Below are 17,377 nucleotides of genomic sequence, written 5' to 3'. Positions count from 1 at the left end.
ATCGAAATCAGAAACGATATAAAGAAGTCTTTATATCACGACGGAGAGACTTCATGACCCGAACGATCGTTGCCTCGGCGACACGAGAAATCATTATCGGCTTCGACCAGCCCTTCTGCGTGATCGGTGAGCGCATCAATCCAACCGGGCGCAAGAAGCTCGCGGCCGAGATGATCGCGGGCAATTTCGAGACCGTCATCAAGGACGCGCTGGAGCAGGCCGCCTGCGGCGCCACCATGCTCGACGTCAACGCCGGCGTCACCGCCGTCGACCCAAACGCGACCGAGCCCGCGCTGCTCGTGCAGACGCTGGAGATCGTGCAGGGCCTGGTCGACCTGCCGCTGTCGATCGACAGCTCGGTAACCGCCGCGATCGAGGCGGCGCTGAAAGTCGCCAAGGGCCGGCCGCTGGTCAACTCCGTCACCGGCGAGGAAGAAAAGCTCGAGGCCATCCTGCCGCTGGTCAAGAAATATAACGTTCCCGTCGTAGCCATTTCCAACGACGAGACCGGTATTTCGATGGACCCGGACGTGCGCTTCGCCGTCGCCAAGAAGATCGTCGAGCGCTGCGCCGATTTCGGCATTCCGGCGCATGACGTGGTCGTCGACCCGCTGGTCATGCCGATCGGCGCGCTGGGCGACGCCGGCCGCCAGGTGTTCGCATTGCTGCGCCGCCTGCGCGAAGAGCTCAAGGTCAACACCACTTGCGGCCTCTCCAACATCTCGTTCGGCCTGCCGCACCGCCACGGCATCAACGCTGCCTTCATTCCGATGGTGATCGGCGCCGGCATGACAAGCGCCATCATGAATCCGGTGCGGCCGCAGGAGATGGAAGCGGTGCGCGGCGCCAATGTGCTGAACGGCACCGACGAGAACTGCACCAACTGGATCAGGACCTACAAGGACTACAAGCCGGCCGAAGGCGGCCAGGCGATCGCGGCGCCCACGCAAGTCAATTCGCCGGGCGAAGGCAATGCCAATGGCGGCCGCCGGCGCGGCGGCCGTGAAGCCCGTATGGCCCGAGGATAAGCGCGCAATCGTGAACTCTCCTGCCAACATCGCCGACCCGCTCGTGCTGTTCATGCCGTCCGGCAAGCGCGGGCGGTTTCCGGTCGGCACGCCGGTGCTCGATGCCGCACGCCAGCTCGGCGTCTATGTCGAGAGCGTGTGCGGCGGACGCGCCACTTGCGGGCGCTGCCAGGTCGAGGTGCAGGAAGGCAATTTCGCCAAGCATAAGATCGTCTCTTCCTACGACCACATCTCGCCCAAGGGTGCCAAGGAGGAGCGCTACGAACGCGTGCGCGGCCTTCCCGAACGCCGCCGCCTTTCCTGCTCGGCGCAGATCCTCGGCGATCTCGTCGTCGACGTGCCGCAGGACACGGTCATCAACGCGCAGACCATCCGCAAGGACGCCGACACCAGGGTCATCGCCCGCGATTCGGCAATCCACATGTGCTATGTCGAGATCGAAGAGCCCGACATGCACAAGCCGCTAGGCGATCTCGATCGCCTGAAGATCGCGCTGATGGAGGACTGGGGACTCAAGAGCCTCGATTTCGACGTCCATCTGCTGCCGCAGGTGCAAGGCATCTTGCGCAAAGGCAACTGGACCGCGACCGCCGCCATCCACAAGGACGCCGAAAGTGAGACCGCGCGGGTCATCTCTTTGTGGCCCGGCCTCAAGAACGAGGCCTACGGGCTTGCCTGCGATATCGGCTCGACCACCATCGCCATGCATCTGGTGTCGCTGCTGTCGGGCCGCGTCGCCGCCTCGTCGGGCACGTCGAACCCGCAGATCCGCTTCGGCGAGGATCTGATGAGCCGCGTTTCCTATGTGATGATGAACCCGGACGGTCGCGAAGGCATGACGGTCGCGGTGCGCGAGGCGATCTCTGGTCTCGTCGATAAGGTTTGCATGGAAGGCAACGTCCAGCGCAACGACATCCTGGATTCCGTCTTCGTCGGCAATCCGATCATGCACCATCTGTTCCTCGGCATCGACCCGACCGAGCTCGGCGGCGCGCCCTTCGCGCTGGCCGTCTCGGGTGCCGTGCACATCAAGGCGTCGGATATCGGCCTGAAGCTCAACCAGGGCGCGCGGCTCTATATGCTGCCTTGCATCGCCGGCCATGTCGGCGCCGACGCGGCTGCGGTGACGCTGTCGGAAGGCCCGCACCGCCAGGACGAGATGATGCTGATCGTCGACGTCGGCACCAATGCCGAGATCGTGCTCGGCAATCGCCAGCGGGTTGTGGCGGCCTCCTCGCCCACCGGTCCGGCCTTTGAGGGCGCGGAGATCTCCGGCGGCCAGCGCGCCGCGCCCGGCGCCATCGAGCGCGTGCGCATCGATTCCGACACACTGGAGCCGAAATACCGCGTCATCGGCTCGGAACTGTGGTCCGACGAGCCCGGCTTCCTCGACAGCGTCCAGGCAACCGGCGTCACTGGTATCTGCGGCTCCGGCATCATCGAGGTGGTCGCCGAAATGTATCTGGCCGGCATCATCTCCGAGGATGGCGTCATCGACGGGTCGCTCGGCGCCCGGTCGCCGCGCGTTGTCACCAATGGCCGTACCTTCTCCTATGTGCTGAAGGAAGGTGAGCCGAAGATCACCATCACCCAGACCGACATACGCGCCATTCAGCTTGCCAAGGCGGCACTCTATGCCGGCACCAAGCTGCTGATGGAAAAGCAGAATACCGAGCATGTCGACCGCATCCACTTCGCCGGCGCCTTCGGCTCCTTCATCGACCCGAAATACGCCATGGTCCTGGGCCTGATCCCCGACTGCGATCTCGACAAGGTCTCGGCCGTCGGCAATGCCGCCGGTGCCGGCGCGCGCATGGCGCTCTTGAACCGCGGCTATCGCCGCGAGATCGAGGAAACGGTGAGCCGGATCGAGAAGATCGAGACCGCGCTGGAGCCTAAGTTCCAGGAGCACTTCGTCTACGCCATGGCGCTGCCGAACAAGGTCGACCCGTTCCCGAAACTTTCGGCGGCGGTGAAACTGCCACCGCGCAAGACGGTCAGCGAAGACGGCATTGCCGGCGATGCCGCCCCACGGCGGCGTTCGCGCGAAGGCCACGCGGCCCGGCGCGGTCGGGGGTAGGATCCCGCTGGCGCAAGCTGCCCTTCGCCCTCATTCTCGTTTGCATGCAAATGTTTCCGGATCAGCCCAAACTGAAACAAACTGCCGTTCCCGTGAAATCCACCAGATACATGTGCGGCGCATTTAACCGGCATCGAACGGCAGGCAGGAAGTAACTTTCAGCCGCCGGAGCACTCCAGGGGAGATGAAGATGTCGATGTTCGAAAACCTCGGCCGCTTTGGTGCGGCCATCAAGCACGCGCACAACAGGAACAAATCCGTCCGGGCCTTGAACAGCCTGCCGCCCGAAATTCAGAGGGACATCGGCTGGCCCGTGTCGCCGCGCGAAGACCCGCAGGTTACCTTCTCGGCCCTGCTTCTGGGTTCGGCGCGCTGATGACCTTCGCCGACAAATGCAAGCTGCTGGCCAAGCGCCGGAGCCGTCATGCGGCTCCGGCAGCAAGCGACCGTCGGCTGCGCGCCGCACTGCTGCCCCGGCGCGAGCGTTACGGCGAGCGCCGCCCAGATGCTGGCCTTGATAGCCAGCCACATCAAACCGCCGTGTTGAGACCGCGCAAATCTTGACATTCTGGGCGAAGGCACGATCTTCGATAGCGAGGGGTTCTCTTAGTCGGCTCAGCCGAAATCCGTGTGTCCGATGCCAAGTATCAAAAGCCACGTCGTTTCCTTCGTGCTCAGGTATAGCCGCAAGAAAGCCTTCTCCAGCCCGGAAAACCTGCAGCGCTGGATCGCCTATGCGCGCAAGACGGAGAACCATCAGCCGCCCGCATCGCTGCGGTCGCGTTTCGAGATCGCGACGCGCAGCGTGGACGGCTTTCCCGTCTACGAGATCGCTCCCAAGGCCGGTGAGCGAAAGCGGATCCTCTACCTGCATGGCGGCGCCTATGTCTTTCAAATCACGTCCTATCACTGGGGATTGATCGCCGACATGGCCGACCGGCTGGGTTTCGGCATCACGGTGCCGATCTATCCCATTGCTCCCGAACACGATTTCCACGCCATGTTCGGCATGGTCGGCAAGGTCTACCGTCAGATGCTCGACGAAACGGAAGCGCAGGACATCGTCTTCATGGGCGATTCCGCCGGCGGCAACATGGCCGTGGTGCTGACTATGATGGCCGCGGAAGCCTCCCTGCCCTTGCCGTCGCGGCATGTGCTGATTTCGCCCGGTCTCGACGTGTCGCTCGCCAACCCCGAAGTGTTCGAGGCAGAACGCTACGACCCCTGGTTGGGAATTCTTGGCGGGCTGGAGGCGGTCCGGCTCTACAGTGCCGGCATAGATCCCAGCGACTGGCGCATCAGTCCGCTTTACGGTGACCTCTCTGTGTTGCCGAAAACGCTGCTTCTGACCGGTTCGCGCGACATGCTGACCCCCGACAATCTGATCTTCGCGCAAAAGGCGCGTGCCGCCGGTGTGGAGATAGAGGTCGTGCACGAGCCAGGCATGTTCCACGTCTGGCCGCTGATCGACATGCCAGAAGCTCGGCGCGCGCGGGACAGCATCGAGGCGTTTTTAACCAGCGACACCGAAATCTATCACGCCAAAGCCGGCGAATTGGCGCTGCAAAGGACAGATCGCGGCGTCACCGCTCACAGCCTGGCTACGCCGTTGCGATCCTAAATCAAAATTTTCCGGTTTCCCTGAACACTTCGAAAGTTGCGCGGATATGGTCGGCGACCGCCTTCACCGGCGCGCTGGCGTCCGGCGCCACGACCATGGCCAGATTGTAGGTGCCGATATCGGGCATGCCGTCCTTCGGGCAAAGCTCGACCATGTCGCTGCCGAGGAACGATTTCGGCAGCGGCGCCACCGCGAGGTCGGACATGATTGCCGCGCGCTGGCCGGCCGTATGCGCGCTCATATAGGCCACGCGATAGTTGCGGCCTTCGCGGCCGAGCGCTTCGAGCGCCCCGGCCCGCCAGGCACAGCCCTCTTCCCACAATGACACCGGCAGCGGTTCGCGCAGATGCGCGCAGCCGCCCTTGGCGCCGGCCCAGACGATCGGTTCGGTGAGCAGCACTTCGGCGCCCAGCGCGCTGGTCTTATACGAATTGGTGAGCAGCGTGATGTCGAGCGCCCGGTCGTCCATGCGCCGGCGCAGATTGCTGCTCTGGTCGATGGTGACATCGACTGCGATAGAGGGATGCGACTGCGCAAAACGCTTCAAGACATGTGGCAGCACGCGCTCGCCATAATCATCCGGCGAGCCGAGCCGCACCACCCCGACAATGTCGGGGATGATGAATTTCGACACCACCTCGCGGTTGATCGACAACAGCCGGCGGGCGTAGCCGAGCAGCATCTCGCCATCCGTGGTCAGCGTCACCGAGCGCGCGTCGCGCGCAAACACGGAGCGGCCGAGAATGTCCTCAAGTTTCTTGATCTGCATGGAGACGGCCGACGGCGTGCGGAAGACGGCATTGGCCGCGGTTGTGAAACTGCCGGTCTCGGCGATTGCCACGAAGGTGCGCAAGACGTCGAGATCAAGCAGCGGCAACGGATGATTGAGTGGGGCGTTCATGGGAAGCAGCCTTCAATTTTTCTGATGCAAACTATCATTCCATTTCGTTTGATTGAACATCACTTTGGTGGGATAGTCAACTCCATCGAAGGCAGATGTATCGAAAGCGGCCTTGAACGCCCACGACATCGATCTGCAATCGACACGAAATGAAGCTGAAATAAACCGGGTGTAGCGCTTCGTATGCCGAGCAATCGGCAAGCTCCGACCCAATGCAAAGGAGAATGAAAATGTCCATCCTGTCATCCATCGGCCGCATCGCGACCGAATTCAGCGCGGCTCGCGCCCGCTACCAGACTGAACGCGCCATCCGCTCTCTGCCGATCGAACTGCAGAAGGATATCGGCTGGCCTGAAGCCGCCGACACCAAGACCGGCACTCGCTATGGCGTTGGATCCTGGGCTGGCGGAGCAAAATAGATCGTGTGTATTCAAAGCTGACGGCCTGTCGCGCAGATCATGCCCGGCAGGCCTTTTTGTTGCAGTCAAATGTTTTTTGAAGCCATGTCGCCGCTGCATAGCGCATATGAACGGGCTGCATAGCAGTTCACATTTCGAACTAACGCCTTGTAAGTGATCATAAATATTGGGCGGAATGCCCAAAGTTGTCGCATTCCGTGTCGCTTTTCATATCAAGTGCTTCGCTTTTGCGATTTAGTTTCCCCTCACGTAAGCCTATATCAGCGCCAGCCAACGAGCTGCCCCACTCCATCAAGCGAAGGCGACCCGTCTGAGCAACCGAATGGAGATGATGATGAAGCTTTTTGCCCGCCTTTTTCCTCGCCGTGAAATGAACCTGACGACCGCGCTCGAGCGCCAGCGCCTTGCCAACACCATGCCCGGCCAGACCGGCGCCGTGGCCGCCGCGCGCCTCGGCTTCGTCGCCTGATCTGACAAGCTCGCAAGCGGCGCTACCTGCTGCTGCTTCGAAGTTGATCACAGCGCCGCTTCGGTTCTGCCGAGGCGGCGTGTTTTGTAAGTGCCGACCACATGCCGCATATTTGCTCAAACCGGCGGCATGTTGGGACCGTCAACGCATAGCGATTGCCCATTTGCGACCCATGTCGCAAATAAAGTCTGTCTGTCGCCGCATAGCCAATTGACAGGAAAGGTTTTTCCTGATGTCGCTATGCTGATCGCGACATCCTGTTCGCGCCATTGCAGCGTGAGGGTTACCCAGTGAACGTCGTAAATCATCCGATCAGGCGGTCGTTTGTATTCTTCCTGGTCCCCGATTTCACCATGATCGCCTTTGCAACGGCACTCGATCCGTTGCGCTCGGCCAACCGGATGCTCGGCTACGAGGCCTATCGTTGGCGGCTCGCCAGCATCGACGGCAAGCCGGTGCGCGCCTCGAACGGCGTCGAATGCGCCGTCGACACCTCGCTGGAGGACGAACGCAAGAAGATGTCCGGCCCCGAACGGCCGAACATGGCGGTCGTTTGCAGCGGCATGAATGTCGAGCGCTACCAGAACAGATCGGCCTTCGCCTGGCTGCGCGAGGAATACAACCGCGGCGTCGCCATCGGTGGCTTGTGCACTGGCGCACATATACTGGCCGCCGCCGGCCTGTTGTCCAACAAGCGCTGCGCCATTCATTGGGAGAACCTGCCGGGTTTTTCCGAGGCGTTCCCGAAGGCCAATGTCTTTGCCGACCTCTTCGAGATTGACCAGAACATCTACACCTGCGCCGGCGGCACCGCGGCGCTCGACATGATGCTGAAGCTGATCGGCGACGATTTCGACGACAACCTCGTCAACCGGGTCTGCGAGCAGGTTTTGACCGACCGCGTACGCAGCCCGACCGATCGCCAGCGCCTGCCGCTACGTGCGCGCCTTGGCGTGCAGAATTCCAAAGTGCTGACCATCATCGAACTGATGGAAGCAAACCTGTCCGAGCCGCTGTCGCTGATCGAGATCGCCGATCATGTCGACTTGTCGCGCCGCCAGATCGAGCGCCTGTTCCGCACCGAAATGGGACGATCCCCTGCCCGCTACTATCTGGAAATCCGCCTCGACCGGGCCCGGCACTTGCTGATCCAATCATCGATGCCGGTGGTCGAAGTGGCGGTTGCTTGCGGGTTCGTCTCCGCCTCGCATTTCTCCAAATGCTACCGCGAGCTCTATGCGCGCTCGCCGCAGCAGGAGCGCGTCGATCGCAAGCAGTTGCTGGCCGCGTAAAAAAGGCAACACCTGGATGGTGTAGACGCCATTGCCTCCCGGAGAGGAGTGCTCGCCAAGTCTAGAACGTCCGATGCTCTAGCGGCTGTCGAACATCCAGCTTCGGTCGCGCCACATTTTCTCGCCGACCTGACAGTCGGTGGCCGGCTTGTCTTGCGCCAGCACCACCGGCGGATGCGCCGCTTGGTCCGCCGCCCATTGCGGTGAGGCAGGCCCGGCAAGCTCGAGCACCAGCTTGCGGCGGATCGCTTCGGGAAACTGCGTCCACTCATTGACCGGGATCATGAACGCTCCGGGCCCACCGATGACGCAGTCGGTGTAATAGCGGTCGAGATAGTTGACGTCGTAGACGCTGGTGAAGCCGCTCCGGGTCATCAGCGGCAGGCCGTTGATGGTGATGCCTTGCTTGACCAGCTCGTCGCGGATGATGTCGACGGGAGCACCTTGATTGTTGGGACCATCGCCTGAAATGTCGATGACGCGCTTGACGCCCTGAAAGCCGCTTTCGGCGAAGAGATCGCTGCCGAATTGCAAGGCACCGGAAATCGAGGTGCGCCGTGCGCTGTTGGGCGCATGGGCGGCGAGTTGTTCGACCACCCGCTCGGCGTCGGCACGATTGGCGATCACCGTCCAAGGCACGATGACGTGCTGCCAGGTCGTGCCGGCCCATTCGACATAGGTGACGGCAATCTTGCCATAGGCGCCATCGGCTATCGCCTGCAGTACCGTGTCGTGCGTCAGCGCCGCGACATAGCCTTTGCGCTGGATCTCGAGTTCGGCCGGCGACATCGACAGCGAAACGTCGACCGCCAGCACCAGTTCGATATCGATGGGCTCGGCGGCGCGGGATTCCGGCGCCAGCCCCAGCATCAGCGCCAGTGCAGCGGCGCCTGAAAGAAGATGTCTTGCGTGGGGAAAAGCAGACATGCCGCAAGGTAAGCGAGAATCGTCGTGTCACAAAGCGAAAAGCCCGGCGCTGGGCTAAGTCTTTGCGTTCACATTTTTGCGAGTCCCGCCCTCACCTTCCATAGCGGGAGGATCAACCAACGCTCAGCTGCGTGGATTGAGGTTCTCCGGATCGTAGAGCGGTCTGTAACCGACGGCGGCCACTTCGACCGGGTATGTCTCGCCGAAATATTCGACGTTCAGCTTGCGGCCCTCCTGGCAATATCCCCAAGGCAGGTAGGCGAGCGCGATGTTCTTGCCGACGGTCGGGCCATAGGCGATCGAGGTCGTGAAGGATCGGCGGCCGAGTTCGTCGACCAGCGTCTCACCCGTTTCCGGGTCCATCACCGGCATCGTGCCGACGGGATAACGGGCAACGCCCCTGGAATCGACATTGTCCGTCATGACGAGCGTGCAAAGCATCGCCGGCTGGTGTGCGCGGGCGCGATACTCCAGATGCTTTGCCTTGCCGCTGAAATCAGCCTCCTTGACCTTCGGACGGGCAAGATCGGCCTCCAGCAGATTGTACTCGGTCAAAAGATCCGCGTTCTGCAGGCGCAGGCTCTTCTCCATGCGGCGGCTGTTGGCATAGGTCTCGACGCCAAAAGCCATCACGCCGGTCGAACGCAACGCGTCCCATACGGCCAGCCCGTCTTCATATCGCATGTGCAGTTCCCAGCCCTGCTCGCCGACATAGGAGATGCGGAAAGCGGTCACGTCCTTGCCGGCGATCCTGACAGGCTTGATCGCCGCAAAGGCAAAGTTCTCCGGCGTCAGCCCGTCCGGGTCCTCGACGACCTTCTGCAAGGTCGAGCGCGCATTCGGACCCCAGATGCCGACGGTCACGTAGTTCTCGGTCACATCGGTGATGGTGACGTCAAAACCTTTGTCCTGCGCGGTGCGCCGCATGTACTGGAAGTCGCGGGGGCCGGCATCCGCACCGTCGATCACCCGGCAGCGGTCGGCCATGCGGATGACCGTAAAGTCGGCGCGCACCATGCCTTCCTCGTCGAGGAAGTGGGTGTAGATGCCTTTGCCAATGTTGTTGTCGCCGCCGATCTTGGCCGCGCACAGCCATTCCAGCAGCGCGACATGGTCCGGACCTTCGACGTCGTACATCGAGAAATGCGATAGGTTGACGATGCCGCAATCCTCGCTCATCGCGAGATGCTCGGCATTGGAGACGCGCCAAAAATGGCGGTTGTCCCACTCGTTTTCGCGCACCGGCACACGGTTGCCGTATTTCTCCAGGAGATGCTCATTGGCGGCATAGCCATGCGCACGCTCCCAGCCGCCCAGCTCCATGAAGTAGCCGCCGAGTTCCTTTTCGCGCTCCCAAAATGGCGAGCGCCTGATGTTGCGGCCCTTGGAGAAGGGTTCGCGCGGGTGCACCGCCGGATTATAGACCTTCATCGCCGTTTCGGTGCAGCGGTCCCAGATGAACTGCTCTTGCGTCTGGTGCGGATAGAAGCGCGAATAGTCGATGGCGTGGTGGTCGATCGACGTCCGGCCGTCCGTCATCCAGTCGGCGATAAGCTTGCCCATGCCGGGGCCGTCCTTGACCCAGATGGCGACTGCATACCACAGGCCCCGCACCTTCTGGCTTTCGCCCATGGATGGGCCACCATCCGCCGTCACCTGCAGCAGGCCGTTGAAGGAATGGCTTTCATTGTAGCCGAGTTCGCCGAGGATCGGCGTCAGTTCCATGGCGCGCTCGAGCGGCGCCAGGATCTGCTCCATGTCGAGGTCGCGCTGCGAGGGCGAAAGCCGCGCCTGATCCTTCTCCAGGAGGTCGCGCGGGTGGCAAAGGCGCGGATTGGTCTCTTCGTAATAGCCCCATTCGATCTGCCCGCCCTCGGCGGTCTTGGGATCGCCGGTGTCGCGCATGTAAGCCGAGTTGCCCTGGTCGCGCAGCAGCGGCCAGCCGATCTCCTTGCCGGTGCCGGCGAACTCGGTATAGGGCCCGAAGAAGGTGAGCGGATGGTCGATCGGCATCACCGGCAGGTCCTCGCCCACCATTTCCGCGATCAACCGGCCCCAGATACCCGCGCAAACAATCACATAGTCGGCTTCGATGGTGCCGCGACCGGTCACCACGCCCTTGATGCGACCGTTCTCGACGATAAGCGACCTGGCCGGCGTGTTGGCGAAGGATTTGAGCTTGCTGGAGCTTTCCGCCTGGTCGACCAGCTTGCCGGCGACCGTTTGCGAGCGCGGGATGACGAGACCGGCATCGGGATCCCAGAGGCCGCCCTGCACCATCTCTTCTTCTATCAGCGGGAACTTCTGCTTGATCTCGGCAGGATCGATCAGGCGGGCACGCGTGCCGAAAGCCTTTGCCGAGGCGATCTTGCGCTTGATCTCCTCCATGCGGGCGTCGTCACCGACGCGGGCGATTTCGAGACCGCCGATGCGGGCGTAATGGCCCATCTTCTCGTAGAAATCGATGGAGTAGAGCGTCGTCCAGCAGGACAGGAAGTCATGACTGGTCGTATAGCAGAAATCGGAGGCGTGCGCTGTCGAACCGATGTCGGTCGGGATGCCTGATTTGTCGATGCCGACGATGTCGTCCCAGCCGCGCTCGATCAGGTGATGGGCGACCGATGCGCCGACAATACCGCCCAGCCCGACGATGACGACCTTCGCCTTTTCCGGAAACCCTGCCATTGCCCGCGACTCCAAAAGTGCTGCTGCGGGCGCCAGGCGCCCGCTTGATCGGCGCACAATATGCAGGCGACGGCCATCGTGCTACCGCCTGTTTGCGACACGCCGCAGGTGCGGCGCGACCCCGGCGCACAACGCCGAAAAATCGGAATCGATTTTCATCGGGATCATGCGCAGAAAGAAGGTCTATGGCGTCCTTTGCGCATCCAAAAGGACGCGTGGCACCGCAGTTCAGACCAGCTGCCTCAAGGAAAACGATGCGCGCCAGGCTGGAGACGCAACTCATGATTTATCGACGGGAACGACGTGCAACACTGCGGCGCGATGTCCTGTGATGCTCGCCCAAAGCGCCATGAAGGGGCCGGCGAGCAGCAGGAACGGCGGGATCAGATTGGGAAAGTAGATGCGGGTGTCGTGGATCGGGAAGACGATGAACTTCGCCAGCACCCCGAGCACCAGCGCCGCAAACAGGATGCCGGCGCGACGGTCGAGCTTGAATCCGGCGCGGCTCGCCACATACCACCCCGCCAGCGCCAGAACCGAGACGCCGACCCAGCTGTTCAGGCTGACGGCGCGGACCAGCGAGGCGGCAAAAGCCCGGAGATAGGCGACAGCCGAGAACGGCGGATCGAAACCATCCATATTGTAGTGCTGCTCGATGCTGGAGAACCACAGATGCGGCCACCAGCCGGGATGCTGCGCCCAATGCGAGATGGCGAAATAGGCGACCAGCGAGGCGGCAAAGCCGGCCAGCGCGCCCCATGCTTTCTGCCGGAAGCCGACCAGCAACACAGCGAAGATGGCAAGAAAGACGATGTTGTCGGGCCGCGCCATAAAGGCGAGAAAGAGCAGGATCGCCGCCGCCACTTCGCGACCGCGCACATACGCAAAAAGCCCGCCGAGGAACAGGGCCGAGCACAGCAGATCCGGCGTCGCAGCCCGCGCCGCGTCGCCGAATTCGGCTATCATCAACACCGCGCCGACGACCGGCGCCGGCGCCAGTGCGCCTTCGGACCGCAGCCAGAGCAGCGCGATCGCACCGAACAGCAGCACCGACAATACCTGTAACAGCCGCATCGCCTCGACTGGCGACACCACAGAGCTCATCGTCGAAAGGATCTCGGCGTAGAGGAACTTGACCCGGTACATGCCGAGCAGCGAATGGAAATCGGCGGCATTCCCGGCCATATGACTGCGAAAGCCGCCGCCATCATCGGTCAGTGCCTTGTAGTCGCCCGCCGAGACGCCGTCCCTAACCGTGCCATAGGCATAGTCGTGCAGCGCCTGCACATCGCGATAGGTGCCCTCCTCGGCGATCGCGAGGTAGGGCAGCATGTCCCAATTGGCGTCGGGGATGGACCATGTCGTCACGGCGATCAACACGATGTAAAGCGCGAAGGCCGCCGCTCCGACGGGTGCGGCAAGGCGCGCATAAGTGCCCTCGCCCCATGCCAGGCCGGCCTCGGTGAGCCGGTCGAGCAGGTTTGTCGAAACGGGAGATTTGGTCAGCATGGTTTCGCTCAGCGGACCTCGCTAGCGGACCTGGCTTTTGACGAAATCCTTCACGATCGATACGATGCCGCGCGACAACAGGCTGTCGAGCGCCTCGACAAAGCGGTCGACATGTTCGCGCTGGCAGATCAGCGGCGGTTCGAGACGGATGACGTTGCGGTTGTATTCGGTGAAGGCGACGAGCACGTCGTAGTCGCGCAGCAGCAGCCCTCCGATGAAGCCGGACAAGGATCCCTTTAGCTTCTCGTCAAGCACGCTGACCACGGGCCGCAGCACCATCGGCAGGGTCTGCGAAAAATCGTGGAATTCCAGCCCGACCATCAGGCCCTTGCCGCGGACCTCCTTGATGATCTTCGGGTATTTTTCCCTCAACGCCTGCAGGCGTTGCAGCAGGTAGTCGCCGGTCACAGCGGCGTTGTCGATGAGCCCCTCGTCGTAAAGCACGTCGAGCGCCTCGATCGAGGTGACGCAGGCCTCGCCCATGCCGCCGAAGGTGGCCATGGCGTGGATCATCGCCGTCTTCGGTGTGCCATAGGCCTTCATGTAGATCTCGCGCCTTGCGATCATCGCGCCGACCGCGGCCTTGCCGCCGCCGAGCGATTTTGCCAGCGCCGTCACATCAGGAACGACGCCGTAATGCTCGAAGGCATAGAATCGGCCGGAGCGGCCATAGCCGCACTGCACTTCATCGGCGACCCACAGCACACCGTACTGGTCGCATAGCGCACGCAGCTTCTGCCAGTATTCGGCAGGCGCCTGGATGATGCCGCCACCACCCTGGATGGTTTCCAGCACGATCACGCCGATCTCCGGGTCCGAGCGGAAGGTGCGCTCGACCGCTTCGATGTCGGCGAACGGGATGCGTACGACATTGTCGGCCACCTTGAAGTCGGCGCGGTAAAGCGAGCCGTCGGTGATCGCCAGCACGCCTTTGGTCTTGCCGTGGAAGGAATTCTCGGCATAGACGACTTTCGGCCGCTTCGTGCCCGCGGCGCGTTCGGCGAGCTTCACTGCCGCCTCCATGGCTTCCGAGCCGGACGAGCCCAAAAACACCATGTCGAGATCGCCGGGCGAGCATTTGGCGAGATTGTGGGCCAGGGCGGCCGCATATTGCGACATGAAGGCGATGGCGATCTCCTGCCGCTTCTCCTCCTGGAATTTCTTGCGCGCTTCGAGAAGGCGCGGATGGTTGTGGCCGAAGGCCAGCGAACCGAAGCCGCCGAAGAAATCGAGGATCCTGCGGCCGTTCTGATCGATGTAGAACATGCCTTCGGCGCGCTCGATCTTGATCTTGTGGAAGCCGAGCAGCTTCATGAAATGCAGCTGGCCGGGGTTGAGATGCGCCTTGAACAGGTCGGTCATGCGCGCTACGTCCATCGCCTTGGCCTGCTCGACGCTGATCAAATCGGGCTTGGCGGTGGTGGCGGGCGAAAGCGCCGGCGCGCTGACCGTGGCGCGCGCAGTCGTGTGGTCTGGCTTGATCATGACGGTCATCTCAAGATTCTCCTGCTGGCCCATCACTCGGCGGGCACACTTTTGACGGCGACGGCATGGCCGTCTTTCTTGGCGCGATATTCGCTATAGGCGGCGATCAGCATGTCCTCGTCACGATATTGCGGCACCCAGCCGAGCTGGCGTTCGGCCTTGGACACGTCGAGCACGCAGTCCTCGTCGGCGATCAGATACTGCTCCGGATCCATGATCGGCATGTTCAAGAGATCGAGCAGGTCGAGCGTGCGCTTGACTGCCCAGCCCGGTGTCGGGATCAGGATCGACTTCGACCCGGCATGCCGGATCAGATCGCCGAGCAGTTTCCTGACCGGCGGCGGGTTGAGCGAACCGAGATTATAGGCTTCATCAGGCACGCCGGCTCTCCAGGCGGCGCGCGCTGCCTCGGCGCAGTCGAACACCGAGATGAACTGATACGGGTTCTTGCCCGAGCCGATCATCGGCACCGGAAGGTTCCAGTCGATCAGCTTGAACAGTTTCTCGAGGATGCCGAGGCGGCCGGGACCGATGATCAGGCGCGGCCGAAACAGCGAGATCGACATGCCGCGCTTGCGCCATTCGGCGGCCAGCTCCTCGGTCTTCTGCTTCGACCAGCCATATTCGCCGAGCGGCGCGACCGGATGTTCCTCGGTCATCGGTTGCGTGACCGTATGGCCATAGATCATGTCGGTCGTGTAATGGACGAGCTTGGGCGCGCCGGCTCTGTCCATCGCCTTTATGATGTGCTCGGTGCCGTGGAAATTCACCGGGAAGAAGAACTGGTGGCGCTTGGCGCGCACCTGGATCGGCGACAGCATTTTCGCCGACAGATTATAGACCATGTCGTCGGCCTTCAGCCCGACCGAAGCGACCGAGGCCGGATCGGTGACGTCGCACCTGACATATCGGACCGAACGATAATGCGGCAGGTCGCTCTTGGCGATGTCGGCGACGACCACCTCCTCGCCGTCGGCCAGAAGTTTCGGGGCAAGGTGGCGGCCGACGAAACCGTCGCCGCCAAAGATCACATGTCTCATCGAACAATCCCGCTGGTGTGAATCCTGTCGGGGGAAAGGCCAGCCGTCTCGTCCTCGTGCTCTCGACCGCCCAAGTCCCGGCCACTTTGGGCGATCAGCACCGTGCCGACGCAGATGAAGGCGATGCCGGCGATGCGCCAGCCATTGAGGTCTTCGCGGAAGATGAAATAGGCGAAGATCGCAACGGCGACATAGGCGAGGCTGAGGAACGGATAGGCGAAGCTGAGCTCGACCTTGGACAGCACATAGAGGTGCGAAGCCATCGAGATAACGAAGGTGCACAGTCCGAAGAAAACCCACGGGCTGAAGACAATCTGCAACAGCTTCAGCAACGGATTGGTGCCCTCGAAGGAGATCGTACCGAGTGACATCATGCCCTGCTTCAGCATGAGCTGCGCAGCGGCGTTGGTCGTGACCGTGAACAGAATGAAGACGATGTATTTCATGTTTCTTCCGCCAGCCCTTCAGCCGTTCTATTACAAACCTGCAAACGTTTCGTGAAGCACAAAACGTTTTAAGCAAATCTTGGCCTTATCGACCCGTTAATCACGAACTATTCTAATTTTATCTATTCTGCGGCTTCAGCGGCTTCGCGCCGAGCCTCGAGTTTTTTCGCCGTTCGCGCCCAGAAACTCGACATGAAGGCGGGATCGCGGATCGCTTCGAGGCGTTGCCATTCCGGAAAAGATGCGGCGAAAATGTCGGCGCCCATGCGGGCGTCCTTGTAGGGATTGACCGCGCCACCGGCCTCGACCGTGATGTGGTCGAGTTCCTTCAGCAGCGCCAGCGTCCCCCGGCCACGGTTGGAAAAATCCAGCGTCAGCGTGAAACCCGGTCGCGGGAACGACAGCAGTGCCGGCGAGCCGATCGAGCCGAAGCGCTTCAGGACGGTCAGGAACGAGCCCTGCCCCGCCCGTTTTGCCGCCGCAAGCAGCGCCGGCACCGCTCGGCGCGCGACGTCTTCCGACACCACGCTCTGGTGCTGGAAAAGCCCGTTCGGTCCGTAGAGCCGGTTCCAGTTGCCAACGCCGTCGAGCGGAAAGAAAAAACCCTGGTAGCCGACCTGCCGCGGCGCGGTAGACCTGCCTTTCTTCCACCGGTAGGCGGCATTGAAGGCAGTCAGGAACGGCCGGTTGAGCACGTTGAACGACGGCTGGAACGGCACCGAAAGGTTGCCGCCGGCACGAAAGGCCACATGGGAGCCATGCTCGGCGTGATTGCCGGTAAACAGCAGCCCGCGCCCACGGCTGTGGCCGCCGGCAAGCTGGTCGATCCATGCGACGACGTATTCGTTGGCCTGGTCGGCCGCTTCGGCGAGCTCGAAGAATTCGCCGAGGTCGCGGAACGGCGTCGCCGTCTCGACGATGTCGAGGGATGGCACCCGCATCAGCCGGATCGATGCGGACAGGATCAGTCCGGTCAGCCCCATGCCGCCGATCGTCGCCGCAAACAGGCGTGCATTGTCGGTGGCCGAGCAGTAATGGGGCCGTCCATCCGATTTGAGCAGCGTGAACGATTCGACATGGCAGCCGAAGGTGCCGCGCCGGTGATGGTTCTTGCCGTGAACGTCATTGGCGATGGCGCCGCCGAGCGTGACGACCTGCGTGCCTGGAACGACGGCCGGAAAGAAGCCGTATGGCGCTGCATGGGCGATGATGTCGGACAGAAGCACGCCGGCCTCGGCCTCGATCACGCCGGTCTCGGCATTGAAGGCGCGGATCCTGTTCAGCGGCCGCATGTCAACGACCATGCCGGCCTGGTTCTGGCAGGAATCGCCGTAGGAGCGGCCGTTGCCGTAGGCGAGCAAGGCATTTCTTGCCGCCTTGCCACTCTTCAGCAGCGCAACAGCGTCGTCCGCCGGGATCACACCGAGTGCCGGCGGCGTGGCAAGACCGAAGCTCTGGAACCGCTGCTTCGCCAC

Annotated in this window: 15 protein-coding genes; 7 read left to right on the top strand and 8 right to left on the bottom strand. The window is 62.3% G+C overall.

All coding sequences use genetic code 11. From position 1 onward, the window contains the following. Window positions 1–53: 53 nt before the first annotated feature. The 4 genes from EN807_RS23210 (at window position 54) to EN807_RS23195 (ending at window position 4,729) form a co-directional block, all read left to right on the top strand. Entirely contained in the window at window positions 54–1,028 is a 975-nt protein-coding gene (locus tag EN807_RS23210) for a methyltetrahydrofolate cobalamin methyltransferase (protein ID WP_135936831.1), read from the top strand. Further along, window positions 979–3,108, top strand: a complete 2,130-nt coding sequence (locus tag EN807_RS23205; protein WP_135936830.1) for an ASKHA domain-containing protein — start codon at window positions 979–981, stop codon at window positions 3,106–3,108. Before EN807_RS23210 ends, EN807_RS23205 begins: the two co-directional genes overlap by 50 nt. A gap of 190 nt (window positions 3,109–3,298) precedes the next feature. Then, window positions 3,299–3,484, top strand: coding sequence for a hypothetical protein (locus EN807_RS23200; RefSeq protein ID WP_135936829.1), 186 nt, complete (start codon window positions 3,299–3,301; stop codon window positions 3,482–3,484). Between the two features lie 261 nt (window positions 3,485–3,745). Next, on the top strand, window positions 3,746–4,729 hold the full coding sequence (locus tag EN807_RS23195) for an alpha/beta hydrolase (protein WP_135936828.1): 984 nt from the start codon (window positions 3,746–3,748) through the stop codon (window positions 4,727–4,729). Between the two features lies 1 nt (window position 4,730). Here the strand turns inward: EN807_RS23195 and EN807_RS23190 are convergent, their stop codons facing one another. Then, window positions 4,731–5,630, bottom strand: a complete 900-nt coding sequence (locus tag EN807_RS23190) for a LysR substrate-binding domain-containing protein (protein WP_029351948.1) — start codon at window positions 5,628–5,630, stop codon at window positions 4,731–4,733. A gap of 230 nt (window positions 5,631–5,860) precedes the next feature. Between EN807_RS23190 and EN807_RS23185 the strand changes: the two genes are divergently transcribed. The 3 genes from EN807_RS23185 to EN807_RS23175 all read left to right on the top strand — a co-directional run bounded on the left by EN807_RS23185 (window position 5,861) and on the right by EN807_RS23175 (window position 7,810). Next, the gene (locus EN807_RS23185) at window positions 5,861–6,049 is read left to right on the top strand and encodes a hypothetical protein (protein ID WP_029351950.1); all 189 of its coding nucleotides are present in this window, start codon (window positions 5,861–5,863) and stop codon (window positions 6,047–6,049) included. A 322-nt stretch (window positions 6,050–6,371) separates the two neighbouring features. Further along, on the top strand, window positions 6,372–6,518 hold the full coding sequence (locus EN807_RS23180; protein ID WP_189522566.1) for a hypothetical protein: 147 nt from the start codon (window positions 6,372–6,374) through the stop codon (window positions 6,516–6,518). Window positions 6,519–6,871: 353 nt separating this feature from the next. Next, window positions 6,872–7,810: a GlxA family transcriptional regulator gene (locus EN807_RS23175; RefSeq protein ID WP_348640261.1), complete on the top strand. Its 939-nt coding sequence runs from the start codon at window positions 6,872–6,874 to the stop codon at window positions 7,808–7,810. 78 nt (window positions 7,811–7,888) lie between these two features. Here EN807_RS23175 and EN807_RS23170 read toward each other — a convergent pair whose 3' ends face one another. The 7 genes from EN807_RS23170 to EN807_RS23140 form a co-directional block, all read right to left on the bottom strand. Continuing rightward, entirely contained in the window at window positions 7,889–8,737 is an 849-nt protein-coding gene (locus EN807_RS23170; protein WP_135936826.1) for a DUF1194 domain-containing protein, read from the bottom strand. 123 nt (window positions 8,738–8,860) lie between these two features. Continuing rightward, window positions 8,861–11,422: an FAD-dependent oxidoreductase gene (locus EN807_RS23165; protein WP_135936825.1), complete on the bottom strand. Its 2,562-nt coding sequence runs from the start codon at window positions 11,420–11,422 to the stop codon at window positions 8,861–8,863. A 279-nt stretch (window positions 11,423–11,701) separates the two neighbouring features. Next, the gene (locus tag EN807_RS23160) at window positions 11,702–12,931 is read right to left on the bottom strand and encodes a DUF2029 domain-containing protein (protein WP_135936824.1); all 1,230 of its coding nucleotides are present in this window, start codon (window positions 12,929–12,931) and stop codon (window positions 11,702–11,704) included. Between the two features lie 21 nt (window positions 12,932–12,952). Next, on the bottom strand, window positions 12,953–14,425 hold the full coding sequence (locus tag EN807_RS23155; protein ID WP_135936823.1) for an aspartate aminotransferase family protein: 1,473 nt from the start codon (window positions 14,423–14,425) through the stop codon (window positions 12,953–12,955). A 23-nt stretch (window positions 14,426–14,448) separates the two neighbouring features. Beyond that, window positions 14,449–15,456 (bottom strand): NAD(P)-dependent oxidoreductase, encoded by a 1,008-nt coding sequence (locus EN807_RS23150; protein ID WP_135936822.1) that lies wholly within the window; start codon window positions 15,454–15,456, stop codon window positions 14,449–14,451. After that, window positions 15,453–15,902 carry an EamA family transporter gene (locus EN807_RS23145; RefSeq protein ID WP_135936821.1) on the bottom strand — a complete coding sequence of 150 codons (450 nt, stop codon included), beginning with the start codon at window positions 15,900–15,902 and terminating at the stop codon, window positions 15,453–15,455. Before EN807_RS23145 ends, EN807_RS23150 begins: the two co-directional genes overlap by 4 nt. A 122-nt stretch (window positions 15,903–16,024) precedes the next feature. Beyond that, window positions 16,025–17,377: an FAD-binding oxidoreductase gene (locus EN807_RS23140; protein WP_135936820.1), complete on the bottom strand. Its 1,353-nt coding sequence runs from the start codon at window positions 17,375–17,377 to the stop codon at window positions 16,025–16,027.

Origin of the sequence: Mesorhizobium sp. M5C.F.Ca.ET.164.01.1.1, assembly GCF_004792125.1 — a bacterium.
GTDB classification, from domain to species: Bacteria; Pseudomonadota; Alphaproteobacteria; order Rhizobiales; family Rhizobiaceae; genus Mesorhizobium; species Mesorhizobium wenxiniae.
Note: the sequence above shows the minus strand (reverse complement) of the source record. Positions and strands in the feature narration are given on the sequence as shown.

Excerpts from the sequence above, each read along its gene's own strand:
- EN807_RS23210 (WP_135936831.1), top strand. The coding sequence starts at position 54 with ATGACCCGAACGATCGTTGCCTCGGCGACACGAGAAATCATTATCGGC.
- EN807_RS23205 (WP_135936830.1), top strand. The coding sequence starts at position 979 with ATGGCGGCCGCCGGCGCGGCGGCCGTGAAGCCCGTATGGCCCGAGGAT.
- EN807_RS23200 (WP_135936829.1), top strand. The coding sequence starts at position 3,299 with ATGTCGATGTTCGAAAACCTCGGCCGCTTTGGTGCGGCCATCAAGCAC.
- EN807_RS23195 (WP_135936828.1), top strand. The coding sequence starts at position 3,746 with ATGCCAAGTATCAAAAGCCACGTCGTTTCCTTCGTGCTCAGGTATAGC.
- EN807_RS23190 (WP_029351948.1), bottom strand. The coding sequence starts at position 5,630 with ATGAACGCCCCACTCAATCATCCGTTGCCGCTGCTTGATCTCGACGTC.
- EN807_RS23185 (WP_029351950.1), top strand. The coding sequence starts at position 5,861 with ATGTCCATCCTGTCATCCATCGGCCGCATCGCGACCGAATTCAGCGCG.
- EN807_RS23180 (WP_189522566.1), top strand. The coding sequence starts at position 6,372 with ATGGAGATGATGATGAAGCTTTTTGCCCGCCTTTTTCCTCGCCGTGAA.
- EN807_RS23175 (WP_348640261.1), top strand. The coding sequence starts at position 6,872 with ATGATCGCCTTTGCAACGGCACTCGATCCGTTGCGCTCGGCCAACCGG.
- EN807_RS23170 (WP_135936826.1), bottom strand. The coding sequence starts at position 8,737 with ATGTCTGCTTTTCCCCACGCAAGACATCTTCTTTCAGGCGCCGCTGCA.
- EN807_RS23165 (WP_135936825.1), bottom strand. The coding sequence starts at position 11,422 with ATGGCAGGGTTTCCGGAAAAGGCGAAGGTCGTCATCGTCGGGCTGGGC.
- EN807_RS23160 (WP_135936824.1), bottom strand. The coding sequence starts at position 12,931 with ATGCTGACCAAATCTCCCGTTTCGACAAACCTGCTCGACCGGCTCACC.
- EN807_RS23155 (WP_135936823.1), bottom strand. The coding sequence starts at position 14,425 with ATGACCGTCATGATCAAGCCAGACCACACGACTGCGCGCGCCACGGTC.
- EN807_RS23150 (WP_135936822.1), bottom strand. The coding sequence starts at position 15,456 with ATGAGACATGTGATCTTTGGCGGCGACGGTTTCGTCGGCCGCCACCTT.
- EN807_RS23145 (WP_135936821.1), bottom strand. The coding sequence starts at position 15,902 with ATGAAATACATCGTCTTCATTCTGTTCACGGTCACGACCAACGCCGCT.